29 protein-coding genes are annotated in these 25,088 nt (G+C 46.1%); 23 read left to right on the forward strand and 6 right to left on the reverse strand.

Annotation, left to right across the window (positions count from 1 at the left end):
• The first annotated feature begins 22 nt into the window (after window positions 1-22).
• Together TV75_RS09795 and TV75_RS09800 are read left to right on the forward strand one after the other, a co-directional pair.
• A complete protein-coding gene (locus tag TV75_RS09795) occupies window positions 23-949 on the forward strand; it encodes an ABC transporter ATP-binding protein (RefSeq protein ID WP_044338578.1) in 927 nt (308 codons plus the stop codon).
• Complete coding sequence (locus TV75_RS09800; RefSeq protein WP_044338579.1) at window positions 946-2,037, forward strand: ABC transporter permease; 1,092 nt, start codon at window positions 946-948, stop codon at window positions 2,035-2,037. Before TV75_RS09795 ends, TV75_RS09800 begins: the two co-directional genes overlap by 4 nt.
• A 42-nt stretch (window positions 2,038-2,079) precedes the next feature.
• On the opposite strand, the gene TV75_RS09805 is transcribed toward TV75_RS09800, so the two are convergent.
• Together TV75_RS09805 and TV75_RS09810 are read right to left on the reverse strand one after the other, a co-directional pair.
• Window positions 2,080-2,697, reverse strand: a complete 618-nt coding sequence (locus TV75_RS09805) for a sterol desaturase family protein (RefSeq protein WP_044338580.1) — start codon at window positions 2,695-2,697, stop codon at window positions 2,080-2,082.
• Entirely contained in the window at window positions 2,694-3,392 is a 699-nt protein-coding gene (locus tag TV75_RS09810; RefSeq protein ID WP_156142411.1) for a GntR family transcriptional regulator, read from the reverse strand. The genes TV75_RS09805 and TV75_RS09810 overlap by 4 nt, the downstream gene beginning before the upstream one ends.
• Window positions 3,393-3,537: 145 nt before the next feature.
• Here TV75_RS09810 and TV75_RS21825 point away from each other — a divergent pair, with 145 nt between their 5' ends.
• Together TV75_RS21825 and TV75_RS09815 are read left to right on the forward strand one after the other, a co-directional pair.
• Entirely contained in the window at window positions 3,538-3,711 is a 174-nt protein-coding gene (locus tag TV75_RS21825) for a hypothetical protein (RefSeq protein WP_156142383.1), read from the forward strand.
• Window positions 3,704-4,576 carry a DegV family protein gene (locus TV75_RS09815; protein WP_044338582.1) on the forward strand — a complete coding sequence of 291 codons (873 nt, stop codon included), beginning with the start codon at window positions 3,704-3,706 and terminating at the stop codon, window positions 4,574-4,576. The genes TV75_RS21825 and TV75_RS09815 overlap by 8 nt, the downstream gene beginning before the upstream one ends.
• Before the next feature lie 6 nt (window positions 4,577-4,582).
• Here the strand turns inward: TV75_RS09815 and TV75_RS09820 are convergent, their stop codons facing one another.
• Window positions 4,583-5,347, reverse strand: coding sequence for a DUF3891 family protein (locus tag TV75_RS09820; protein ID WP_044338583.1), 765 nt, complete (start codon window positions 5,345-5,347; stop codon window positions 4,583-4,585).
• Window positions 5,348-5,518: 171 nt separating this feature from the next.
• On the opposite strand from TV75_RS09820, the gene TV75_RS09825 reads away from it, so the two are divergent.
• From TV75_RS09825 to TV75_RS09835, 3 genes are all read left to right on the forward strand, one after another.
• Entirely contained in the window at window positions 5,519-5,914 is a 396-nt protein-coding gene (locus TV75_RS09825; protein ID WP_044338584.1) for a VOC family protein, read from the forward strand.
• 115 nt (window positions 5,915-6,029) lie between these two features.
• The gene (locus tag TV75_RS09830; protein ID WP_044338585.1) at window positions 6,030-6,230 is read left to right on the forward strand and encodes a hypothetical protein; all 201 of its coding nucleotides are present in this window, start codon (window positions 6,030-6,032) and stop codon (window positions 6,228-6,230) included.
• A 23-nt stretch (window positions 6,231-6,253) separates the two neighbouring features.
• Entirely contained in the window at window positions 6,254-6,487 is a 234-nt protein-coding gene (locus TV75_RS09835; protein WP_052504512.1) for a hypothetical protein, read from the forward strand.
• Between the two features lie 49 nt (window positions 6,488-6,536).
• Here TV75_RS09835 and TV75_RS09840 read toward each other — a convergent pair whose 3' ends face one another.
• Window positions 6,537-7,505 (reverse strand): helix-turn-helix transcriptional regulator, encoded by a 969-nt coding sequence (locus TV75_RS09840; protein WP_044338586.1) that lies wholly within the window; start codon window positions 7,503-7,505, stop codon window positions 6,537-6,539.
• A gap of 112 nt (window positions 7,506-7,617) precedes the next feature.
• Here TV75_RS09840 and TV75_RS09845 point away from each other — a divergent pair, with 112 nt between their 5' ends.
• From TV75_RS09845 to TV75_RS09890, 10 genes are all read left to right on the forward strand, one after another.
• Window positions 7,618-8,451, forward strand: a complete 834-nt coding sequence (locus TV75_RS09845; protein ID WP_044338587.1) for an SDR family NAD(P)-dependent oxidoreductase — start codon at window positions 7,618-7,620, stop codon at window positions 8,449-8,451.
• A 118-nt stretch (window positions 8,452-8,569) separates the two neighbouring features.
• Window positions 8,570-9,301: a YwaF family protein gene (locus TV75_RS09850; protein WP_044338588.1), complete on the forward strand. Its 732-nt coding sequence runs from the start codon at window positions 8,570-8,572 to the stop codon at window positions 9,299-9,301.
• A gap of 253 nt (window positions 9,302-9,554) precedes the next feature.
• Entirely contained in the window at window positions 9,555-11,267 is a 1,713-nt protein-coding gene (locus tag TV75_RS09855; RefSeq protein ID WP_044338589.1) for a cache domain-containing sensor histidine kinase, read from the forward strand.
• A gap of 16 nt (window positions 11,268-11,283) precedes the next feature.
• Window positions 11,284-12,444 (forward strand): response regulator, encoded by a 1,161-nt coding sequence (locus TV75_RS09860; RefSeq protein WP_044338590.1) that lies wholly within the window; start codon window positions 11,284-11,286, stop codon window positions 12,442-12,444.
• On the forward strand, window positions 12,441-13,709 hold the full coding sequence (locus TV75_RS09865) for an ABC transporter substrate-binding protein (RefSeq protein WP_044338591.1): 1,269 nt from the start codon (window positions 12,441-12,443) through the stop codon (window positions 13,707-13,709). Before TV75_RS09860 ends, TV75_RS09865 begins: the two co-directional genes overlap by 4 nt.
• Before the next feature lie 274 nt (window positions 13,710-13,983).
• Window positions 13,984-15,450, forward strand: coding sequence for a glycoside hydrolase family 68 protein (locus TV75_RS09870; protein ID WP_044338950.1), 1,467 nt, complete (start codon window positions 13,984-13,986; stop codon window positions 15,448-15,450).
• 75 nt (window positions 15,451-15,525) lie between these two features.
• A complete protein-coding gene (locus TV75_RS09875; RefSeq protein ID WP_044338951.1) occupies window positions 15,526-17,070 on the forward strand; it encodes a glycoside hydrolase family 32 protein in 1,545 nt (514 codons plus the stop codon).
• Between the two features lie 182 nt (window positions 17,071-17,252).
• Window positions 17,253-17,627: a PH domain-containing protein gene (locus TV75_RS09880; protein WP_044338592.1), complete on the forward strand. Its 375-nt coding sequence runs from the start codon at window positions 17,253-17,255 to the stop codon at window positions 17,625-17,627.
• A 213-nt stretch (window positions 17,628-17,840) separates the two neighbouring features.
• On the forward strand, window positions 17,841-18,029 hold the full coding sequence (locus TV75_RS09885; protein WP_044338593.1) for a DUF4177 domain-containing protein: 189 nt from the start codon (window positions 17,841-17,843) through the stop codon (window positions 18,027-18,029).
• Window positions 18,030-18,170: 141 nt separating this feature from the next.
• Entirely contained in the window at window positions 18,171-18,539 is a 369-nt protein-coding gene (locus TV75_RS09890; RefSeq protein ID WP_082051230.1) for a YkvA family protein, read from the forward strand.
• Between the two features lie 176 nt (window positions 18,540-18,715).
• Here TV75_RS09890 and TV75_RS09895 read toward each other — a convergent pair whose 3' ends face one another.
• Window positions 18,716-18,898 carry a hypothetical protein gene (locus TV75_RS09895; protein WP_044338595.1) on the reverse strand — a complete coding sequence of 61 codons (183 nt, stop codon included), beginning with the start codon at window positions 18,896-18,898 and terminating at the stop codon, window positions 18,716-18,718.
• 33 nt (window positions 18,899-18,931) lie between these two features.
• Window positions 18,932-19,714 carry a CPBP family intramembrane glutamic endopeptidase gene (locus TV75_RS09900; RefSeq protein ID WP_044338596.1) on the reverse strand — a complete coding sequence of 261 codons (783 nt, stop codon included), beginning with the start codon at window positions 19,712-19,714 and terminating at the stop codon, window positions 18,932-18,934.
• Window positions 19,715-19,847: 133 nt separating this feature from the next.
• On the opposite strand from TV75_RS09900, the gene TV75_RS09905 reads away from it, so the two are divergent.
• The 6 genes from TV75_RS09905 (at window position 19,848) to TV75_RS09930 (ending at window position 25,001) form a co-directional block, all read left to right on the forward strand.
• Complete coding sequence (locus TV75_RS09905) at window positions 19,848-20,462, forward strand: HAD-IA family hydrolase (RefSeq protein ID WP_044338597.1); 615 nt, start codon at window positions 19,848-19,850, stop codon at window positions 20,460-20,462.
• A 554-nt stretch (window positions 20,463-21,016) separates the two neighbouring features.
• Window positions 21,017-21,661 (forward strand): SDR family oxidoreductase, encoded by a 645-nt coding sequence (locus TV75_RS09910; protein ID WP_044338598.1) that lies wholly within the window; start codon window positions 21,017-21,019, stop codon window positions 21,659-21,661.
• A gap of 220 nt (window positions 21,662-21,881) precedes the next feature.
• Entirely contained in the window at window positions 21,882-22,316 is a 435-nt protein-coding gene (locus TV75_RS09915; protein ID WP_044338599.1) for a cell wall hydrolase, read from the forward strand.
• 331 nt (window positions 22,317-22,647) lie between these two features.
• The gene (locus TV75_RS09920; protein ID WP_044338600.1) at window positions 22,648-23,688 is read left to right on the forward strand and encodes a zinc-binding dehydrogenase; all 1,041 of its coding nucleotides are present in this window, start codon (window positions 22,648-22,650) and stop codon (window positions 23,686-23,688) included.
• Window positions 23,689-23,889: 201 nt separating this feature from the next.
• Window positions 23,890-24,342 carry a YusW family protein gene (locus TV75_RS09925; protein WP_052504513.1) on the forward strand — a complete coding sequence of 151 codons (453 nt, stop codon included), beginning with the start codon at window positions 23,890-23,892 and terminating at the stop codon, window positions 24,340-24,342.
• A 107-nt stretch (window positions 24,343-24,449) separates the two neighbouring features.
• Window positions 24,450-25,001: a DUF3231 family protein gene (locus tag TV75_RS09930; RefSeq protein ID WP_044338601.1), complete on the forward strand. Its 552-nt coding sequence runs from the start codon at window positions 24,450-24,452 to the stop codon at window positions 24,999-25,001.
• The last annotated feature ends 87 nt before the right edge of the window (window positions 25,002-25,088 follow it).

Below are 25,088 nucleotides of genomic sequence, written 5' to 3' on the forward strand. Positions count from 1 at the left end.
TTTTTGTCAAAGGAGGCTCGTTATGACGAACGAAGTAATGGTAGATGTGAATGGTCTTGTGAAAAAATATGGTTCATTCACTGCGGTGAATGGAGTCCGGTTCCAGGTAGAGAAGGGGGAAATCTTCGGATTGCTCGGTCCGAATGGAGCAGGAAAGACGACGACGATCGAAATGCTCGTGGGACTCCGGAAGCCGGATGAGGGGACGGCAAGCTTAGCCGGCTACGACGTGCGCAAAGACGTGAATAAGGTGAAAGAGGTGATCGGGGTTCAGCTTCAGTCGACCTCGCTGTTTGAACTCCTCAAGGTGGAGGAGATCCTTCATTTGTATGCGAGTTTTTATCCGAGTCATGTGGACATTGACCAGTTGATCGATGAGATGCTCCTGACTGAGAAGCGAAAGGACCGGATCAAGGGACTGTCGGGCGGTCAGAAGCAGCGGCTCGCGATTGCCCTGGCGCTGATTCATGATCCGGAGATTGTGTTTCTGGATGAGCCGACGACGGGACTGGATCCCCAGGCAAGACGGACGCTATGGGACATTGTGCTGCGGTTGAAGGAGCGGGGGAAGACGGTCATTTTGTCCACGCATTATATGGATGAAGCCCATGTGCTCTGTGACCGCATCGGCATCATGGATCAAGGGGAGTTGATTGCCCTCGACACGCCTCCTAATCTTGTGAAAACCCTGCAGTCCACGAGTACGATCGAATTCCATCTAAACAATCCGCCTGAAGAGGAGTGGTTCATGCAAATGGATGGAGTGGAAGAAGCGGCCATCAAGGATTCCTTCGTCCAGTTGTATACAGATGAGCTTCAGCTGGCACTGACCTCCCTGATTTCCGTGTCGACGGAACATCATCTGAAAATCGAGGATCTTCAAACGCGGCAAGCGACATTAGAGGATGTCTTCATTCATATGACAGGAAGGAGGCTGCGGGAATCATGAGAGCTTATTGGCAGTTAACCCTGGCACAATTACGGATCTTTGCCCGGAACAAGCAGGTCCTGTTCTTTACATTACTCTTCCCGGTCATCCTGATGGTGGCCATCGGTTCATTTGCAGGCGGGGGGGATTCACTCTCGTTATCAGTGGGGGTGATTGACGGTGATCAATCCAATTCGTCGAAGGACTTAAAGGACTTATTTTATAAAAATGAGGGAATTGAGACAACGAAATTCGGGAGTGTCAAAACGGGGAAAGAAGCCGTTGAGAACGGAGACATCCAGCTTCTCATCGAAATCCCGGAAGGCTATGAAGATAACCTGAAGGAGGGGGACGAGTCTTTCTCCCTTCCCGTATACTATAACGAGAAAAACCTGACCACATCTGAGCTTGGATTGACGGTCGTGAACGGCATCATCGATCAATACAGCAAGGATCTGGTTGACTATAAGCCGTTGGTGACGGTTGAGAAGGTAGGAATCGAGGCTCTGAACCTCCGATATGTTGATTTCCTCGTACCTGGTATCGTGGCGATGATGATCATGAGCAACAACATGAACGGGGTGGCGGGTCAGATCTCCGCCTGGCGTGAACGGGGAATCCTCCGGAGGATGCAGGGGACGAGACTGAAAGCTTCCACCTTCATCGCGGCCCAGATCACGGCCCGCCTTCTGCTTAACGGTACACAGGCATTGCTCGTCGTCCTGATCGCCGACCTCATCTTTGATATTAATGTGGCCGGTTCGTGGCTCGCCATGATCTTCTTCATCATCCTCGGAACCTTAGCGTTCATGGCACTGGGATTTATCATCGCCGGCATGGCGAAAAACCCGGAAAGTGCCGGGCCGATTGCGGGATTCGTGACGTTCCCGATGCTGTTCCTTGGAGGCGTGTTCTTCCCGATCAACAATATGCCGGACATCATCCAGCCGATCGTGAAGGTGCTGCCGATCGCCCATTTGAGTTCGGCGCTCCGGGAGACGATGAATCTTGGGACCCCGTTTTGGGAATTGGGGATGGAGACGCTGATTTTGGGTGCCTGGCTTGTTGGCGGATTTGCGCTTGCGAGTTATGTGTTTAAGTGGGAGTAGAAAAAGACCTGTCGGGGTCATACAGACCCGGACAGGTCTTTTTTATGCCCTTTTCTCCAAATCCTTCGCGGTCTGACTCGTCTCCACTTCCTTTTCGTCCTTCAGTGTTCCGAATAACGCATCGACGAAGGGAGTGGAGACGCCGTACCAATAATTCTCATTCTTATAATGGTGGAGGATGTGGGTCTTTTTAAGCCATCGGCCGAACCGGGTCTTCGGTTTCAGGGGCCGGTGAGCGACGTAGTGCTTCCATTCATAAACAAAGAACATGAAGAGAATCCCGGTGGTAAAAGCAAGGGTGAAGGAGATAGAGCCGGTCAGGAAATAAAACAGCAGGCATAGGATGAACAGGTTGGGTGCGCTGTACCATATGGGAAGAAAGAGCAGCTTCAAGTCATTCGGCTTTTTATGATGATCATAGTGTAAACGTTTGATCAGATTCAGCAATAAAGGATTCTCAGGTGATTTAATGTGAAAGAGGAAGCGGTGGGTGAGGTATTCACTGAACATATACGTGACGATCCCCACGGCAAAAAATACGAGGCTGTAAACGGAATGCTCCATCGTTACCAAAAAGCCCAGTACCACGAGAAAAATGCCCATCATAGCCAAAATATCAAAATGAAGAAAAAAATCCCGATACAACTTATTTTCTTTCATCCTCCATCGCCCCCATTCATTTTTTGTTTCCACAAACGTAAACTTGTACCCATCATTTCTTTAATGAGGTACTCTGCCTTTTCCATGTCCCCTTTTAAAATGAAGTCCAACAATTTATTGTAATAATCCCGTGTCGCCATGCGATGGTCGGGATCACTGAAATATTTCTCCGCCATCCTGCCACAGAAGTCGTTGAAGCTATTCAGGATTAGGAGATAGACAGGATTGGGCGATAGCTTGGCGACATTTTTCTGCAGCTGCCAGTCGAAATCAGCATAGGACCGGGCATCATCCTGCAACTCTTCCAGTGGGACGAAGAGGGAAAGAACCTTGAGTCTTTGATGGTGGAGGGCATCCCTGAAATAAGTAGGGGTCAAAGAGATCCTCAGTTCGAGCATGTAATGGATGAATTCGTCGGGTACTTCTTCCTGGTGCTCGAGGATATTCACGATCGTCATTAAATTCCCCTGCTTCCAATAATCGTTCACAACTGCGGGCATTCCTTTCCGTCCCGTGATCCAGCCGTCCCGTTCCAACCGCTGCAGTGCTTCACGTATGGTAGGTCTTCCCACTTGAAAGCGGGTGGCCAATTCTCTTTCCGATGGCAGCGGCTCATGAAACTTTATATGCCCTCCTATAATGGATTGGATGAGTTTGCCGGCGATGATATCGGATGAACGTTCTTTCACTGGAATGCGCCTCCTTTTAGTTGGTAGTGCCAATTTTTTTAATTGGTATTACCATTATATGTTTTTTTGAATAGTAGTTGTCAATGTATTCTGAAAATATTTCTGTTATGTAGAAGATCAAGCTTGTCAGGGGAGTAGGTAGAATAAATAAATGACAAGTAAAACATGGGGAGGATACGCACCGGTGAAACTCCTGAGCAGACCCATTCCCATCGGCAACGGAAAACCCGCCTCACCTGCCATTGGTAAGAAAAAGGTGTATCCATCCACGCAATTCATAAGGTATGATAGCGATAGATTGCTAGCGGAGGACCTATATGATTAAAATATTGGCAGATTCAACTTGTGATTTATCAAATGACGTATTGGAATTATACGATATTAGCTTAGCCCCACTGACCATTAACATCGGTGGGAAGATATATAGAGATAGGGTGGACATCGAGCCCGATGAATTCTATGGGGTCATGGAGGACTTAGCGGAATTCCCCACGACGGGCATGCCGAATCCGGCGGAATATGTGGCCATCATGCATCAAGCCGTTAAGGATGGATACAAGGAAATCATCTGCATCTGTATGTCGAGCGGAACGAGTGGATCGTATCAATCAGCAGAAATTGCAAAAGGGTATTTCTATGAGGAAGATCGTAACTCTACGGTGAAAATACATATTGTCGACTCATCCTGCATGAGTCATGGAAGTGGCCTGCTCGTGATGCAGAGTGCGCTAATGAGGGAGAGGGGAGCGACATTCGAAAGTATCGTCGCTTTTAATGAAACATACAAAAAGAAGGTTAAGCATTTCCTATCGGTTAACGACTTGGATCATTTGTTGAAAAGCGGCAGGCTCACCAATGCCAGTGCCTTCATAGGCAAATTGCTCATGCTGAAGCCCATCATGTCCATGAAAAAGGGAAAAGGCGCCATCGTCGGTAAAGAAAGAGGCCTTAAAAAAGTATTGAAACATTACGTGACGGAATTCTCCAATCGGTATGACCGGGAGATGACCGAATTCGTCATCATCGGATATACATCCGATCGTAAAATAGCTGAAAACCTGAAGTCCAAAATCAAATCTGAAACCGATTACTCCGGAGATATCTTCATTATGCAAATGGGGGTCTCGGTGGGAACACATGTAGGACCGGGTGCCATTTCCTTGTATTTCTTGGAAAAGAGAGAAAAGTGACCTCATCTATGATCGGCATAACTGAATCTTTCTTAATTCATTTTCACTTTCTTCATAGGCCTCTGCCACTCCGATTTGTTCAATGAGAGTCTTGGATACCGTTTTATACGGCATTGATAGGTGAAGTTCCTTTTCAAAAGGATAAGGGTCGAGTGTCACTTGGTTTTCATTCAGCCATGCGGCTGTGATGGGTTGATCATCGGGATGAAACACTTCCGTATGAGTAAATCCGTTCCTGAACCACGGATGCTCCTCTTCTTTCTCCACGCCGGGTTCATTCAAGCACAGATATAGGGACAGGTTATCAGAGAACTGGAGCAGGTGGAAATGCTGCTGCATCAATTCTACATCAAGGTCAGGAAGCGTCTCCTTCAGCCTCATTTGTCTTCTCGCTTCTCCGGCTAAAAAGAGGAGGCAGTCCTTATTTTCAGATTGAGAAAAGAAGGAGCAGAAGTGCAGGCTGCACAGGAGGCTTGCATATGCGTTCACCTTTTCAACTTCGTCCACACCGATTTTATAGAATGCCAGTTTCGGCAGGAGGGGATAGTCAGAAAAGGTGTAGGGAATCTTCTCCCTGTCATTCCAGATGGGAGTGTCGTCCAAACCGATCCAGCTCCGGTCATGCTGATAGGCTGCGTATAAGGCATCATCAAAGAATTGATCTGATTTTAATAGATTCCGGTTAAAGTGCTTGATGGTTTCACCGGATAAAAAAGCGTGGTCGTGCTGTTTGATCATGATAAATGAATCCTCTGTTTCTCGAATAATCATGATGGCGGGCTCCTTTCCATGGGTTTGTCTCTGATTCTAGTATAGCAAAACGATCTCTCTGATTCTCTTGCGTGTATTCCGATAAATGGGATTATTTTTGAAAAAAGAAGGGTTTCTTTCGAAGAAGCAGAATGATTAAAGTGAATGATAGAATCCAGGGAGGTATGATCAATGGGAAGAATGGTACATTTCGAAGTGCATGTGGATGAAATGGAGAGAGCAAAGACGTTTTATGGAGAAGTATTCGGCTGGAAGTTCGAAGACTGGAGTGATTTCGCCGGAATGCCTTACTTTGGTGCGGTGACAGGGGATGAGAATGAGATGGGGATCAATGGTGCATTGATGCAGCGTCAAAGTCCCCGACCAGAGCCGAATCAACCGATGAATGGATATTCATGTACGATGGGCGTGGAGAATTATGATGAAACGGAGAAACTCATTCTTGATCATGGCGGAAAGGTTGCCATGCCGAAGTACGCCCTGCCAGGTATGGCGTGGCAAGGTTACTACATAGATACGGAAGGCAATGTATTCGGAATCCATCAGCCGGATAAGGATGCGAAGTAGTAGAATGGGTGTCTGACCTGAAAGGGTCAGGCGCTTTTTTTTGTGAAGGATGAAGGAACCTGGGGACAGATACATGTGGTAAAATAAGGATGTCTAAGAAAAAGGAGAATGCCCTGTGGAAGTCTACATCATCACTTTCTTTTCAATCATCATCATATATAGAACCGTGCATTCCATGATTAAGCTATTCACGATCGCTTATAAACGACAGGAACTTTCGAGGCGAAAGTATCGATGGATGGTGACGATCTCGATCTTGACAGGTATGACAATAGTATCCATCTTACCTTTTACCTTTCAGGCGTTGTTTACGTAATAAGAAGAAAGGAGGAACCAACCATGCTGAAAAAAATAAGAATGACAATAAGCGTCATCGTTCTGGCTTTATCACTCTATGGATTGATGTCAGATCATAACGACATCCTTCCCTTTACCATGGCAGGCTTGGCGGTCCTCATGGTGATAATGGGAGCGGAAGAACACCAGAAGGATCGGAAATCGTATCGGAGCTATCTGTTTTATGCCGTATCCGCTTTCTTGCTCCTGGTGTCCATCCAAGATATTATCTACTAAATTCTTCATCCTTGAGATGATCGTATGATCATAACAATCGAAAAAAGTGTTATTTATATCGACGATAAAACGAAACAGCTGCCTCTGCCATTTCCAGGATTTTCTGATGAAGGTCATCCGGTTCGACTACCCTTACCTGGTCAGCAAACCCGAGGAGATATCCTTTCGCTTCTTCTTCTGTATCAAACGAGAGGGTAACGGGTATCCAGTCTTTTTTGGTTCTATCGCCGATTTCAAGTACTCGTGCAAAACGGCCGGTGAAAGTCAGCCTTGACAGGGTGGAGGGATTGACTTCCACCTTCACTTCATATGAAGGCAATTTTTTTATAAAGGCTTGGGTTGAAGAATTCCAGTATTGAGCCAGGTTAAAGTCGTTTGGTCGTGTAAAGGTTTCCTTTAAAGAAACCGCAGATTGAATCCGGGAAGCCCTGTAATTCCGGGTGTCTCCATTTTCTTTGGTGGCGATCAAGTACCAGAGGTCGCCCTTCGCCACCAGACCAAGTGGTGACACAGTGCGATCGTCCATATTTCCGTCAGCCCGTTGATAGGTGATCCTCAGTTTGTTTACTGTCCATATGGCCTCTTTGATCACTTCGAATGAGGCTATTCTTTCTTTTTGCTTCCGCCATGAGCTTGTGTCAATATGGATCCGGTTCCATACGCCTTTCGCGTTTTCACGGTAGGTGGATGGGAGGGAGGCGATGAGTTTATTTCTGGCTTCCTCGGACGTTCGGCTCAATCCGAGATCGTCGAGGAGGTGGGCTGACGGTGACACGAACAACGCCCGGATCTCAGATTCCTTCAACCCGGTGAGATCCGTCTGGTAGTCTTCGAGCAATGACCACCCTCCGTTTTTTCCTCGCTCTGCGACAACGGGGATGCCCGTTCCGCTTAGTGCATCCATATCCCTGTAAATCGTCCGTTCGGAAACTTCCAATCTCTCTGACAGTTCTTTGGCGGTCATTTGACCGTGGGTTTGTAATAATAAAAGGATGGATACAAGTCTGTCGCCTCTCATCTGCTTCACCTTTTTCCTGAATTTATTAAGTTTATTTAATTAAATATGACAGTGGATGTCAAGAATAGGATCGTATACTAAACGTATCTTACAGATGAAAGGAATGGGTTGGATGAAATCACTGACTGGAAAAGTTGCACTCGTAACGGGTGGAAGCAGGGGAGCGGGACGCGCGATTGCGATTGAATTGGGAAAAGCCGGGGCAACGGTCTATGTCACGGGACGAAGCACCAGAGGGAAATCCACGCAAAATTTTCCCGGAACGATTGACGACACGGCTTCTCAAATAGAAGAGGCTGGCGGGAAGGGGATTGCGGTTCGTTGTGATCATACGATTGATGCAGAAACAGAAGCGGTCATCAGGCAGATTCGTGAAGAACAAGGTAAATTGGATATTCTGATCAATAATGTGTGGGGAGCCCATGACATCGGGGTGAATCCGGGATCGTTCTGGGAGCTGCCGCTCACGAATTGGGATACGATGTTCACGGCCGGTGTCCGGGCTCAGCTGGCGACGAATCACTTTGCCATTCCGTTACTACGTGAGAACAAAGAAGCCCTTATCATTCACACGACCTTCTGGGATGATGGCAAGTACACGGGGCAGTTCTATTATGATCTTGCGAAGAATGCACTCGTCCGTATGGCGTATGGGCTTTCAGAAGAATTAAAAGGAGATCATATCGCGGTCCTTGCGGTTTCGCCGGGGTTCATGAGGACAGAGCTTGTGCTCGAACATATGGGAGTGGACGAGGAGAACTGGCAGGAAGCAGAAGACTTGAAGAAATCCGAAACGCCTTACTATGTGGGTCGGGCCGTCACAGCGCTCGCGAAGGATCCTAAGGTGATGGAAAAGTCGGGACAGGTGTTCAGAGCGGGTGACTTAGCGAAGGAATATGAGTTTACCGATGTGGATGGGCGTTATATTCCGCCGTTCACGATGTAGGATGCATGTCCCCCTTTAAAAGGGGGGCTTTTTCTATTTGTGGATACAGTCTTAACCCATAACTAAGTCGAATAGACTATTCATGATAACCACTTTTAGAAGGAATAGGGGTGGCATGATGTTTTCAGTTACAGAAATGCGTACGTTCGAGTTGTTTTCTGTCCCGCATATCACTGTGCTTTTGATGTTTGTGGCTATATCTGTTTTTCTGCTCTATGGCAGGCGACTCCTCAAGCCTTATCAGCCAATCATCAAGTGGACGTTATTCGGAATCCTGGTCCTTAGCGAGGTGTCATGGCATATTTGGCTCGTGGCTACGGGACAGTGGGAGGTGGGGGACCTGCCTCTGCAGCTTTGTTCCGTCAGTACCTTTATCGGGATTTATTTATTCCTGAAGCCCAATCGGAAGGTATTTTATCTGTTGTTCTTTATCGGGTTCCTGCCTCCCATTTTAAGCATGGTCACACCTGAAATGTTTTATCAATTTCCTCATTACCGCTTTCTTAAATATTTCCTCCATCATGCAGCGATTGCATGGTCCGTCCTTTATTTCATCGTGTATGAGGGATACCGGGTACCAAGAAAAGCTGTATGGACCGGATTCGTCATGGTCAACCTTCTCGCCCTGCCGATTTTCTTCCTGAATATTCTTCTCGACACGAATTTCTTTTACTTAGCCAATCCAACGGAATCCAAAACGATCCTGTCCTTTTTCGGCTCCAGCTACATGTACTATATCAATCTTGAAATCGCTGCACTTATCGTTTTTTACATCACCTATCTCCCAATGGGAATGCTGATGAAACGGGAGAGGGAAAAGGGTGAAGTTCAATCTGATGGATTTACTTAATTCCAGTTTTATCATTCCGTAATAACCAGGGACTTAACCAGCTTACTGTTTAATCAAATACAAAAGACCCGTCCTCACGAATGACGGGTCTTTTCAGCTTTCTCATATTTCACCTGTTCCACCTGCATAATAACCCCATAGACCCATATCCAGCCAATCAGCCCGACTTACGAATCATTGACGGGTTCTTCGCTTCTGTTATAGTTTAGACTGGCTGAAAGTCGGAATGGAATAAGGAAAGGGGGGAGTGTAGATGAGGAGTGTCCGGGGTCGTTTGTTCGGGATGTTGCTGCTGTTCATCATTTTGCCGTATTTTCTGTCGGTGTTCATTATTTATAACAATACGAAGACGAGTGTCGAGGAGCACGAGATCGAGACGAGCCGGGAAGAGATGAGGGAAAGCGGTGCGGTACTGGAACGGTATTTCGATGATATGACTTCGCTTCCCTATGCCCTTTATAACGACCCTGATGTTTTAAGAGTATTCGAACAGGGACTGAAGGGGGAACAGGAGGATTCCTTTGAGAGAAGCATGAAGGTTTTCTCCGTCACCCGTCCTGACATCCGTCAACTGCGCTTTTATTTCAACAGGGATCAAGAGGCAATGTCGGTATACCGCTCAAAGTTCAGTGCCCCGAAAGTGCAAGGGGATGTCCTTCTGGATCCCCTTTTTAAAAAGTTGTATCAGTCAGAGCAGAATTATCTTATTGAAGCTCCCCATGTGATCGAGAATGCCGGAAACGCCGCAATCATCCCGGAATCGGATAAGACGAAGGTGCTTACCATCCATCACAAGGTGAGGAATATCCTGACGGGTAAGTTTCTTGGATTCCTGTCCATGGATATTGAAGTGAATTCGTACGGGTCGATCATCCAGCATCTGTCCGATGGGGGAGATGCACGGGTGGCCCTCCTGGATGAAAAGGATACCATCATCTATTCAAGTCGAAAGGGGGATTCCATCAAAGGGAAGCCATCACCTGACGAGCTCATTCTCGAAGAGCAGCTTGAGGGAAACCTTGAAGGCTGGAAGCTGGTGAAGATCATTTCGAAGGATTCCCTGTTCAAGGACGTAAATGAAGCTGCGTATTCGAATATACTATTGGGGATCGGTGTAGTTGGCCTCGGGATCATCATGGTCATGGTGATTTCCCATATCATCACGAAACCCATCATTCACCTTAGTGAAAAGGTAAGGAGCATAGAAGGTGGCAATTTGGATATCGACTTCACCACCTACCGGAAGGATGAGCTGGGACATTTGGAAGAACATATGGATGATATGATGCATCGGATCAATGAGCATATCGATCGTGAGTATAAATTGGAAATCGAAAGCCGTAAGAATCAGTTCCATGCCTTGAAATCCCAGGTGAATCCTCATTTCCTCTTCAATGCCCTTCAAACGATCGGCGCTGTCGCCCTCAGGTCCAATGCGAAGGATGTGTACAGGCTCATCACCTCCCTGTCGAAGATGATGAGGTATTCCCTTCATGCGGATCAGTGGGTCACGGTCAAGGATGAGCTCACCTATATCGAGTCATACCTCTCCCTTCAGAAGGAACGCTTCGGGGAAGGGGTCCGGGCGGATATCATAGTGGATGAGGAAGTGCTTCCTGCATCCATTCCCAGCATGGTCCTCCAACCCCTTGTGGAGAATTATTTCAAGCACAGCTATGAAGAAGGATATGAGAATGCTTCCTTGTCCATCCACGGGAAACGAGAGGGGAATTCCATTACCTTCATTGTACAAAACACCGGTGCATCCATGACCGAAGAAGAGTTGGAACGGATTCAGGCATTCCTTCACAAGGAAGATCGCCGTTCAAATTCAGGGATTGGTCTGAAGAATATATATGATCGACTGAAGTTGAATTTCAATGATGAAGCATCGTTTGACATAGACAGAATGGAAGGGAAGGGCTTCAGGGTCACCATGACCCTTCCGTTCCTGGAAAATCGCTAGAGAGGGGGAAAACCGAATGAAAGCACTGATTGTCGATGATGAACGGAATGTCCGCAATGTCCTCCGCCAGCTCGGGGAATGGGAGAGGCTCGGCATCACGGAGATCTTTGAGGCGGCGAATGGACTCGAAGCACTCGGGATCATTAAGAAAGAGGAACCCGAGATCATCTTCACAGATATCAAAATGCCGAAGATGACAGGGATGGAGCTCATTGAAGAAATCAATCATCAGCTTTCCTTCAAGGGAAAGATCATCCTCGTCACCGGGTATGACGATTATACCTTCATGCGGAAGGCGATCCAGTTGAACAGCTTCGATTATCTGCTTAAGCCTATTGAGGAGGAGGCGTTCCAGCTTGTCCTTGAAAAAGTGGTGAAGGCTGTGACGGAGGAAGCGGAAGAGGGAATCGAGCAGGGAGAAATCCTGGAAGAAGCCATGAGACTGCGCAGCAATCAAATCATGACCGCCATCTGCTCTGGAGAGACGGTCTCTGTGGACACCCTCGTGCCCCTTCTACCCGATGAAGGGGAAATGGACATGACGCTTCTTTCCTTCTATGGGAAACAGCGTCCGGACATACATATAGAAGCCTTGGATGAAGAACTTCGAATCCGGAAAATCGGCAGGGCATTCACCTTTCTTCACGGGGACAACCTTTGCATTGTGGTCACCTTGAAGGATCAGTGGCTCTATGTGGAAGAGTGGATGAGTGAAAACCTGACCGTTCCCGTCCGTCTCGTCCAGGACAAGCTCGGTTCCCTGGGAAGTATCCGGGACGTGTTCGAAGGATTATCCCATGAGCTTGAACAGAATCAGTACCGGACCATCCGCCGTCCCGATGAAATGGAGGCTGCAAGGCGCATCCAGGAAATCGTTTCCTATGTAGAGACCTATTATATGGAGGACATTTCCCTTGAAAAGTTGTCCAAAATGTTTTTCCTCACAAGAGAACATATCTCAAGGACATTCAAGAAAGAAACAGGCATGACCCTGTCGAAGTTCGTGACAAAGCTCCGGATCGAACAGGCGAAATCATGGCTTATGGAGACGGAGGAGTCGATCTATTCGATTTCCACCATGCTAGGCTATCAGGATGAGAAATATTTCTCGAAGCTTTTTAAAAAAGTGACCGGACTGACGCCATTTGAATACCGGTCAAGTGGGGGTTCTGAATGAAACAGAAACTACTGAAAGCCTTCTTCATCGGCTTCATCTCTGTCACGCTCACAGCTTGCGGCGAGACCAATGAAGTGAAAAAGGAACCGGAACCTGAAGAAGAAAAGGTCACCCTCACGATCCGCAATCCCAAGGTGGAAATCGCCAGCGAGTTCGAACAGATGGTATCCGCTTATGAGGAAGAAAACCCGGGAGTCACCATCAAGGTGGAAACCGTAGGGGGAGCGGCGGATGATTATTCCGATATCACGGCGAAGCTTGCAGCGGGTGAAGGACCGGATATCTTTACCAACCTCGGAAGGGAAGCCGCGAAGGAATGGAGACGGTTTTTAGAAGATATGTCAGATGAGCCTTGGGTCAACAGGGCATCAGAGAATGTGCTCAGCGGGATCACCTTGGGCAATAAGGTATACGGGATGCCGATGAATATAGAAGGCTTCGGTATTGTATACAACCGGGAACTCTTTCAAAAGGCGGGCATCACATCCCCCCCTTCCACTTACCTGGAGCTAGAGGAAGCAGCTGCGAAACTCGACCGGAAGGGGATCATGCCATTTGCCAACGGCTATTACGAAGATTGGAAGCTCGGCCACCATATGGCGAGTGTCGCCTTTGCCCAAGCAGATAAGGGGTTCACTCAAGGATTGGATAACGGTTCCGCAAGCTTCAGGGACAATCCTTCATTTCAGGATCTATTATCCCTCATCGATCTGACGGTCCGTTATGGAAATGGACGCCCCGCAAGAACCGATTATTATTCGGAGCTCAAACTGTTCACAGAGGGGAAGGCCGCCATGATTCTCCAGGGGAACTGGATCCAGCCGTTGCTCGAAGGAAAGAATATTCCTGTCGGCATGTTCCCCGTGCCTCTCAATGATCGTAAAGAAGGCAGGATCCTTGCAGGCGTCCCGGGATATTGGGTCATTAATTCCCAATCTTCCCCTGAGGCAAAACGTGAAGCGAAGAAGTTCCTGAACTGGATGGTGTCATCAGAGAAAGGACAGGTATACATGACGGAGAAGTTTCACTTCATCCCCGCCTTCAAGGACATCCCCGTTAACGACATCGGCCCGCTCGGGGAGGAAACCCTGGAGCTGATCAAGGAGACGGACACCTTCAACTGGTCCTCATTCTCCCCTTGTATTAAAAAGGAGATGGGAGAAATCATGCAGGATTATATCAATGAAGCAAGCTCGAGACAGGATACATTAGAGCAGTTCGACCAGGCTTGGAAAGAAGGGGCATGCCTGTTATCCTCTTCTTGATAATAGAAAACCGACTCGTCTACATGGACGGGTCGGTTTCATTTTCAGCGCATTTTCACTCCGGGACAAAAGGACTTCCGGAATATTCCCTGGATAGTCGTATTTCAATGACTATTATCCTCCACCTATGTAAGCCCATATTCCCCCTTATCAATTTAAGACGAAAATGACATCAATCCGTGCCATATCCAGTTCGAGGCACCCCTCCTATACTGATAGATGTAAGGCGAGCTTAGAGCGCCGGAACTTATAATATACGAGGAGGAGTACAATGATGGACTATCGTCAATTTGCAAGCAAAGCAACCGTTGTATCATTAAGTGCAGCCATTCTTTTCGGAGGCAGCTTCACATCGGCTTCTGCCAACGGGGCTTCTGAAAAAGGATACAAAGAAACGTACGGCACATCACAGATCACCCGCCAGGATATGAAGAACATGGTCGAGCAGCAGGAAGACACTACATTCAAGGTTCCTTCCTTCGACGCTTCTACCATTAAAAATGTAAAATCGGCAACAAAGATCGATGAAAACGGAAATGAAATCAAAATGGATGTATGGGATACATGGCCGCTTCAAAACGCAGACGGCACCGTGGCTGAGTACAACGGCTATCACATCGTATTCGGACTTGCCGGCGACCCGAAAAACGCCAATGATACCTTCATCTATATGTTCTATAAGAAAGTCGGCGATGACTCCATCGATGCATGGAAGAATGCAGGCCGTGTCTTCGACGATCAAGATAAATACAAAGCGGACGACGAAACATTAAAGGGTCAGGTAGAAGAATGGTCGGGATCAGCCCTCTTCACAGAAGAAGGTGACATCCGCTTATTCTATACGAACCGCGGAGACTTCAACGAAAGCAAGGGACTATTCGGACGTCAATCACTGACGACGGCTCAAGTGAATATCTCTGAACAAGCAAAGAATGAATTGAACATCGATGGTGTCGAGGATCACAAATCCATCTACAGCGGCGGCGACGGGGATACATATGAAACAGTCGGACAAGCTTTTGAAGACCGCAATTTCATGAACAACCATACGCTTCGTGACCCTCACTACATTGAAGAAAACGGCAAAAAATACTTAGTATTCGAAGCTAACACAGGTACAGAGTACGGCTATTCTGGTGAAGATTCCCTCTACAACCGTGCATATTACGGGAACGGAATGAACTTCTTCCAAGAGGAATTCCAAGCCTTACAGGAAAGTCCGAAGAAAGATCTGGCAGAACTTGCGAACGGTGCCATTGGAATTATCGAAATCAACGATGACTACACAATCAAGAATGAAATGAAACCGTTGATTGTATCGAACACGGTGACAGACGAAATCGAACGTCCGAACATCTTCCAAAAAGACGGCAAGTTCTACCTGTTCACAAGTACACGCGGATCGAAGATGACCATCGATGGCACGGACGATGAAGACATCTACATGCTTGGTTATGTGGCAGACTCATTGACAGGAGAGTTCAAACCGATGAACGGAACGGGAATCGTCCTTCATCAGGACCTGGATCCGAACGATATCACTTGGACGTACGCACACTATGTGATCCCGCAGAAAGAATCCGACAAATTCGTCGTAACCAGCTACATGACGAACCGTGGCTACTTCGAGGATCACAAATCAACGTTCGCTCCATCTTTCCTGCTTGATATCAACAACAAGAAATCATCTGTTGTGAAGGACGGCATTCTGGAGCAAGGTCAAATCACATACGGCGAATAACAAACTTCAAAAAGAGGAAATGTCATTGATGGCATTTTCTTTTTTTATTAGGTGGTGGAAATAATGAATCCAGTAATAAGAAAGAAGGGAACTGTTTTGCTGATTGTTCTCCTCGTCCTGATCATCGGAGTGGCTGCATGGTGGACGAAATCTCATGACAAAAATGAGCACCCGGGGGATGAAAAAGATGTTTCCTTCCGGTCATCCTACCATTTCACCACCCCTGACAAGTGGAAAAACGACCCGCAAAAGCCGGTCTACTATAAAGGGAAATACCATTACTATTATCTTTACAACAAGGACTACCCGGACGGCAACGGGACGGAGTGGCGCCATGCCGTATCCGAGGATCTCATCCACTGGGAAGATCAGGGGGTGGCGATCCCGAAATACACCAATGAAAACGGCGATCCATGGTCCGGCTCCGTCGTCATCGATCGGGAGAATACAGCCGGATTCGGAAAAAATGCCTTCATTGCGATCGTGACACAGCCAACCGGTGAGACCGGCGAGCAGGAGCAATACATGTGGGTGAGTACCGACGAAGGAAAGACCTTCAAGAATTACAGTGAAGATCCTGTTTTAGAAAACCCGGGCACGAAGGATTTCCGTGATCCCAAAGTCGTGTGGGATGACAAACGGGACAAGTGGGTCATGCTCATGGCGGAAGGTTCGAAGGTCGGTTTCTATGAATCTGCGAATCTGAAGGACTGGGAGTTTACAGGGGACTTCCACACTTCGGACTTAGGCGTGCTGGAATGTCCGGATCTCTTTAAAATGAGGGCGCCCGATGGCACGATGAAGTGGGTGCTCGGAGTGAGTGCCAATGGAGAAGCGATCGGGGAGCCGAATACGTATGCTTATTGGACCGGGGAATTCAATGGAAACACGTTTGAAGTAGACCAGTCGGATCCACAGTGGCTGGATCATGGATTTGACTGGTATGGTGGGGTGACGTTTGAAGACGGAAAGGCTGAGGATAAGGATGAAAAGCGTTATGCGTTTGCCTGGATGAATAAGTGGTCGTATGCGGATAACACTCCGACAATGGAGCATGACGGGTTTAATGGGACGGATTCGATTGTGAGGGAAATCAGGTTGGATGGTGATGCTGAGGGTGGGTATTATCTTGCCTCCGAGCCTGTTGTTGATGGGTTGGTGGAATCCACGGAGACGTTTGAGGATATTATGGTTGAGGATGGAATGAAGAAGCTGGACTTTGAAGGGGAGACTTATCGGCTTGAGGCGGATATTTCGTGGAATGAGGCCGATCAAATCGGCATCAGATTACGTGAATCCGAAGATCGGTTCCGACATATCGATGTTGGAATCTCCCTGGAAGGTGACCACTCTTACGTGAACCGGCGATTTACCGATCAACCGGACCGAGAAGGGACATTCCTGGAAAGCAAGGCACCGTTCGATTCCGATCCTAAACAGGTTCACCTCACTATCTTGGTTGATAAGACGAGTGTGGAGGTCTTTATTGATGGTGGTCGGACCGTTCATTCGAATTTGGTCTTTCCGCGAGCTGAGGATCAGGGTATTTCATTATTTTCGGAAGGGGGACAAGTAACGTTTGAGCAGGTGAAGGTGGAGAAGATAGGCTCCTCACAATAATTATCATCATTTTAAACTTCTTATATATCAGTAGGTGGCTCGATCTCTTGCCTGACTAAAAATGAAATTCCTATATTAACAGTATCCTTGATGATCACGCATCCATCCCCGAAAAAAGCAGGTTTTCTCCTTCTGATACAGAATTGGTTATAGAGAATGATTATTTTAAGGAGGTTATGAAAATGGCTGTAACGACAGGAATATTGGAATGGACGTTGCTGTCCGAATGTCCGATCCCAGATGATGTGAATGATCTATTGATCAGGGGGGAAGAAGCGGTGGCTGCGTATAAGACACTTCGAGATAGCGCCATCTTCACGAATAAGAGATTAATTGTTAGAGATGCACAAGGGTTGACTGGGAAGAAGGTGGAGATCTATTCTCTCCCGTATTCTTCAATTAATATGTGGTCCACGGAGAATGCTGGCAGCTTCCTCGATGTGAATGCGGAAGTGGAACTTTGGACCAGAGCTGGCCACATCAAAGTGAAGTTAAAGAAAGGGATCGATGTGCGCAAGTTTGATAAGCTGATTGCGGAGGCACTCTTGTCGGTGTAGCCTCACCTAATCCCAGGTTAAGACACATTAAGGTTTACGACCCGTCTATTTACGATGGGTCGTTTGTTTTTTTGATCGGCTGGACATAGGGAAGCCATGCAGTACCCTGTTTGGGTGTGAACCAATGCATAAAGCAGGGTATTATCTTAAGAGACAAATGAAACTAATAAAAATGTCCATTTGTATAGAAGATAAGAAGATGGGGGTGTTAACATGTACGAATATAAATATGTACAAACAACCTTGGGAGGGTTCTTCACGGACCCGCAGCACAGGGAAATCATCGATGAACATGCAGCAGAAGGATGGAGATTAGTGCAGGTGCTTCCGTACAAATACAATGGGCATGGAAAACCAACGGATTATGAAATTATATTTGAGAAAGTTGTAGCAGGCGGTTGATCTTTCTTTGTGAAAAAATTGAGATGACTCCGGGAGCCAGTAGGGCCATTCCAAAGTTTGTCTATTTCCAACAAAGCTTTTACAATAAAAAGTAACAAAAGAGTTGAGCAGCTCATGGCTCATTTTGGAGGTGGAAGGAAAATGAATGAGACGGAGAAACATTATTCAGAGGAAAAGTTTTGGGATAAGCTCAAGAGGTACGGTTTAAAGGCCGGACATTCGGTGGTTTATACAGCTTTGCTTCTCTACTTTGTCCTGCAAAAGCCGGATGTTCCAAAGAAGTCGAAGATGATCATCATCGGGGCATTGGGATATTTCATTCTTCCAACGGATTTCATTCCCGACATGGCGGTGGGAGTGGGATTTACCGATGACTTTGGTGCGTTGGGTCTTGCGTTGCTGCAGGTGGCCATGTATATCGATGATGACGTGAAAGCCCAGGTCAAGGGCAAGTTGAGAAATTGGTTCGGGGATGATGTGGATACGTCGGAGGTTGATGGGAAATTGTAAGGGTCAGAGAAAAGCCACCCGCTGAATTCAGGGGGTGGCTTTTCGCTTGAGTTGGTCAACTTCAAGATAGTAACACACTACCACAGAGTGCATGGGAATACAATCATGATTTATTGAATAATGAGGTCAATCCGCTTATAAATAGACGAGTTCTTGTTTTCACAATACGGGGTCTTCTACTTATCGTCGAATAAATCCTCGTCCCCCTGTGGTTCTTTGATTCCATGCTTTTCTTCGAGGTATCGCCCGATGATCGAGTTGTTAATGCCTTCTCGCATCGCCCGCTCAATAATGATATATAAGATAAATAGAAAAATAATAAGAAGAGTAACGATGATAAAGATTAAGAAAAGTTCCATGACGTTCACCTCCTACAAATGATCAGGGGTCGCTCAAACAATCCACCCATTCAACACCATCCCCATATTAATCACCATGTGAAAAACGATTGAAGGATAGATACTTTCCGTCTTTAACACCACGATGGCATAGAATAGACCGCCAAAAGAGAAGAGAAGACTGATGAGTACAGGGATTCCGATGGATATATGTAATAGTCCGAATCCAATGCTGGTGACGACTACAGCATAAAGGGTGGAGACGTTTCGTTTCAGAGATGACACCATCATTCCCCTCCAAATGAGCTCTTCTAATAGAGCGTTTAGGATGGCAAACCCTATAGCGAATAGGATTAGGGATTTCACATCACTGATGACCGGATACCAGATCAATGGGATGAAAATGGTACTGGATCCCAATAGCCCGATCAGTAAAAATAATGGCGTTGAAATGGTATGAGAGGGCATGGAAAGGCGTCTTCTCCAATTCGGGAGTTGAGTGAAGAAAACGATTTTTTCCTTTGACACCAAGTGAGAAATCACTAATCCGATCAGGATGAGGAACAGAAAGATTCTGTTCAACAGGATTTTCATTTCTTTAGAAACATCCCTCTCGTTGATCCAGCCTGTTGCAAGTTGAAACACCAGCAACCCGAGCAGGAAGAACAGGAAAAGGGAAATGACTGATCGGTTCTTTTTAGTAGAGAGATAGAGAACGAGAAGGCTCAGTAGTGGAAGCAGCCCCCATTCGTATGCTCTATATGAAAGAAGGATGATACCGGCGAAAAACAGGGTGGCCGGGATAATGAGAAAATACATTTGCAGTGAACGGATCATGGGATCCCCCTTGGTTGTTCTTTACTAGTAGTTTAGCATAATTTTCCTATTTTAGATGCGTTTTTTCAGTGTGGACGAAAAGACCGTTGTTTATGGTAAAATAAGGATAGTTGACATAAGAGGGGGAATAAATTTGTATAAACACATCATATGGGACTTCGATGGCACTCTTTTTGATACATATCCCGTGATGGCGGGCACCTTCAAGGAAACACTTGTGAGCCATGGAATCGAAGAGCCTGTAGAGGAAATCATGAAACACATGAAGGTATCAATGACAACTGCTCTGAATCACTATGAAAAAAAGTATGGTGTCGGGAAAGAATTTGTCGCAGCCTACGATTCCCGCAGAAAAGAAGTGGAGTTTGATTTATCCAAGCCCTTTGAAGGAATCGTCGAACTTTGCAAGTATGTTCATGAAACGGACAGAAGGAATTATCTTTACACCCACAGGGGCGGGTCTTCAATCAAAATGCTGGAGAATTACGGGCTGGCGGGCTATTTCACTGATTTCATCACTTCAGATCACGGGTTTGAGAGAAAACCGAGTCCGGATGCCATTCAGCATTTGATTCATACCCATCGTATCGATCATTCTGATGCCATCATGATCGGGGACAGGGATTTGGATTTGTTATCAGGGAAGAATGCCGGGATCAGTTCCTGCCTTTTTACAGATGAGAAGGTCGAGAACCCTCATGCTGACTATGTCGTGACCAGTGTGGAGGAGTTGTATAAAATCATTTAAGGATATGGACCATCGGGGGGACGGACCTCGATGGTCTTTTTGTTTCTTTATAAATGAGGGCTGGTGGAAAAGCGATACCGGGGTAACTGATGTAAGGAGCGAGGTGAAATGACGGAGTTGTTGGTAGTGATTGGTAAAAAACGCAATAAATGAAAAAATGACGCAATCATGGCAGAAAACGACGCAATAAATAAAAAAATGACGCAATCACGTCCCGAAAAGACGCAATAAATCAAAAAACGACGCAATCCCCATTGATGCAGTCCATCAGAACATCAGTTACCCTTCGAAAGGTCACTTCAGTAACCATTGAATCTACTCCATCCTTACTTTTCTCCCAACGGTGCCTATTTTCAGGGGAAATCCTCTCCATTTAGATGCATTCCGAACGAATCTTTAACCCCTATTTCTCTCAAAGGTGCTCCCATGTGTTTTGAAAGCCGCCATTACGGATACATTATATGAGCACATACCAAACAGATGATTTGTCATCAACCATCCAAACATGTGATGATGAATCCATAGCAAAATTATCGGAATAAGGAGATGAGAGTATGAACGTAGCAGTTGTTGGAGCAAATGGACAGATCGGGAAGCAAGTGATCGGCTTACTGAAGGACGGTGGCGAGCATACCCCGCGGGCAATCGTGAGAAAAGAAGAACAAGTACAGTCGTTTGAACAGGACGGCGTGCAAGCTTCCCTTGTTGACTTGGAAGGCACGGTTAATCAAATCGCAAACGGATTGAAGGGGGCCGATGCCGTTGTTTTCACGGCCGGATCCGGTGGGAGCACAGGTTCAGACAAGACTCTCCTCATCGATCTTGACGGAGCGGTGAAAACGATGGAAGCTGCTAAGCAGGCGGGGATCGACCGGTTCGTGATCGTGAGTGCCCTGCAGGCTCATCATCGTGAGAACTGGAACGAATCCTTGAAGCCGTATTATGTGGCGAAGCACTTCGCGGATCGTGCGCTGGAACAAAGCGGACTGACCTATACGATCATCCGTCCGGGTGGACTTCTTAACGAAGCGGGCACAGGGAACGTATCCGCTGCGGAAAATCTGGAAAGAGGCTCCATTCCCCGTGAAGATGTAGCGAGAACCATCGTGGCATCGTTAACGGAAGAGAGTACCTTTAATAAAGGATTCGATCTCATTTCCGGGGATAAAGGGATAGAAGAAGCGGTTAAAAACATATAATCAAGTGAAGAAGGAATGATCATCTTTGAGATGGTCATTCTTTATTTTTGAATCGGGTAGACCAGTCTTGTGAAATGATAGACGGGTAAGAAAATGGAGCGATACGGTCAACCTTATTGAACGGAGGCAGCCGAGGCTCGAGGAAGCACACGATTCCCTTAATTTATAATTAATGACATGAAAAGAGGCATTTTTCATAAAATATTCTGAGGTGAGAAAAATGCCAAGAGTCAAATACACAGATGCAGACGTTGCCTTGATGGCAAGGATGATGAGGGCCGAAGCGGAAGGTGAAGGAAAACAAGGAATGCTGTATGTCGGAAATGTCATCGTGAATCGGGCGAGAGCGGATTGTTTGGACTTTAAACAGGTAAGAACCATCCGGCAAGTCATCTTTCAAGTGCAAGGAGGGAATTATTCCTTTGAAGCCGTTCAAAAAGGGAATCTCTTCTATAACAGAGCGAGATCGGTTGAGAAAAAGTTAGCCAAGAAGAATCTGGACTACTGGGCGCAGCATCCGGCGAAATATGCTCTTTGGTATTTCAATCCTTATGCGCCGTGTCCTCCTACATGGTACAATCAGCCTTTTGCAGGGCAATTTAAACAGCATTGTTATTACGAACCGGCAGCCGGAACTTGTGCCAGTGTTTATTGATAGCTGAGGATATGCATACATTTTATTATCGGTATATAAAACGGGGACTCTTGGCTCTCAGGTGTTCTCCTTTTTATATAACTTGTTCAAAATCCATATACAAGACAAGCGACTCGTCGATGACGGGTCGTTTTCCTTTTTATAAAGTGACGATTCTTGTAGGATGAGTAACATAAAGTTAGAACTGTATATACAACTAAGGACGTTAATGTCAGTATGCAAAACAGGAAATTAGATGAAAATAAATGAAGCGAAATTTTCTATCGTTAGTGTTGCTCTTTTATCACTAAGAGCAGCCTGTTGATAACAAAAAGAGAAAGGTGATGATTGTATGAAAGCGGTGCAAGTAACAGGATACGGGGATGTAGATAAGTTAAAAGTAGTCGACATCCCCATACCAGAACCTAAAGAAAATGAAGTACTTGTAAAGGTAAAGGCCTGTGCCATCAATAATACGGAGATCTGGATGAGAGAAGGTGCATACGGTACCGGTTCAAAATCAGGATGGCGTCCGGAAGGAGTACAGTTCCCGCGTATACCAGGGTCGGATATAACAGGGGAAATAGTGAAGGTTGGAGATTTGGTAGAGGGATCCATGGTGGGGAAAGACGTTGTTTTATTCCCGTTTACGTCCAGTGGTGAAGAGGGCTCTGAACATATTTCTGAGGATATGTCCTTCATAGGCTCAGAATACGACGGGGGTTATGCGGAATATGTGGTATGGCCTGCTGATCTCTGTTTTGATATGCCCCTCTCCGATTACTCGAATAGCGCCGTTTTTTCAGTAAGCGGGTTAACGGCATGGCATATGGTCAAGCTGATTCAGGTTCAACCAGGAGAGACCGTTATGGTGACGGGGGCAAATGGAGGGGTCGGATCGTTAAATGTGCAAATAGCCTCTAAGGTCTTTGGTGCCAAGGTGATTGCAATCATTGGTGACCTGGATAGTGAGGAGAGAATGAAGGAATTAGGCGCCACACATGTATTATCATATAAGTCCGATAATCTTGCCGAAGAAATCTTGGAAGTGAACGGAGGACCTATCGACTCTGTATTAGATGTGGTAGGAGATGCGTTGTTCTCTGTATCTCTTCAGGTTCTGAAAAAAGGAGGCAAGTTCTGCATTTCAGGGTCTGCAGGCGGCCAAAAGACAGAGCTTGATTTCAGAACACTGTATTTAAAGCATATTACCATGTATGGATCGGTGTTGGGGACGAGGGAAGAGTTTAAAGAAATGCTCCAGGCCATTTCTGAAGGGAAAATAGAGCCGGTCATCGATAAAGCCTTTCCTTTGGAACAAGCGAAAGAGGCTCAAGTATATTTTAAGAATAAGGGGAAATTAGGGAAGATAGTATTATTGCCTGAAGAATGAGTGCATTTGATTTATACGAGTAGAACCAAATAAATGGTTTGTCATCATTCATCCAACATATTGGAGAAGGAATGATCATCACTGTGGTGGTCATTCTTTTTTTGTATAGTGACTTCTTGTAGAAACCCATAAACGAATAAACGTGATGCATTCCTCTAAGAATGGGCAAACTATCCCCAACTATTTTAAGGAGGTCATCGAATGAAGATGACAGGAACCATGTTAACCCTTGTTTTTTCCTCGTTTTTTTTATTGGCAGGCTGTAATGATAAGGAAGAAGTCAAGAACCCACCAGAAACCGCACCTGTAGAAAACACGAATAATGAGAACACCCAACAAGGAGCTCTTCCTTTTACACATTTCGATTTAGATGTTGATTATAAAGATAATAAATCGATTGATGTGGACTATGAAAATGAAAAAGACGGAGCGGAAGCGAAATACCAGGATGACCTCAATGGTCAAAACCTGCTATCAGATGAAGCAATGGACAAGCTCACCCCTATCTTTGAAGGGTTCAACTTCAATCAGAATTCAGAAGGCGAAAAGGTCATCAAGCAGGTAAAAGATGCCTTTTCAGTTGAAGAAGGCTATCAGGAACTTGAGCTTGAAATAACATACCCTGATGGGGTTGAAAAAGAGTACAGAGAATAAGAATACGGCTTTAAGCAGTATCCGACATACTGCTTATTCATCACTTTTTGAATGTATAACCAATTATGAGGAATAATAGTGGCGACAAGCAATTAGGAGGCAAGTGGATGACAAATGTTCTTGAAGCTGTTTCAGCCATAATAAAAAACTTTATTGATGAAGCACCCAAACCCCCTTTACATGTCGGTGAAGTGATGGATCTTTGGACAGCATTCACCGCATTTCATGAAGCTCAAGCCCTTTACCAGGTAGGACTGAACACGACGGCTGATCAGGATATGGTGCATGTGTTACAAAATGCGTTGGAAGGTAGTAAGGCAGACACAAAAAAGATAGAGGAATTCCTTTTAAAAGAAGGAGTTCCGTTGCCGTTGGTCAATCCTACAAAACCATCGTCGAATTCTGATGCGGTGCCGGAAGGGGTTAAACTGAAGGATGATGAAATTGCCAATCTCATATCGGCCAAAGTCGCCACATCCATCACATTTTGCGCACAGGCTATGTCCAAGACCGTGCGGACCGACGTCGGATTGATGTTCTTTTCCATTCAGATCAACTTAATGAAATTCGCTGCACCTTTAAAAAATATCATGATTTCAAGAGGATGGCTAAGAATTCCCCCTAAATATAATCCTCCTGGGTTACCTGAGAAAAGGTAAGTTATTAGGAAACTGATAAAACGGTTCCTCTTTATGGATGGGAGATCGACCATCACATGAGCGGTAAGGGGTTTCCCCTTCGAGATA

It is taken from the genome of Rossellomorea aquimaris (assembly GCF_000935355.1).
Taxonomy (GTDB): domain Bacteria; phylum Bacillota; class Bacilli; order Bacillales; family Bacillaceae_B; genus Rossellomorea; species Rossellomorea aquimaris_B.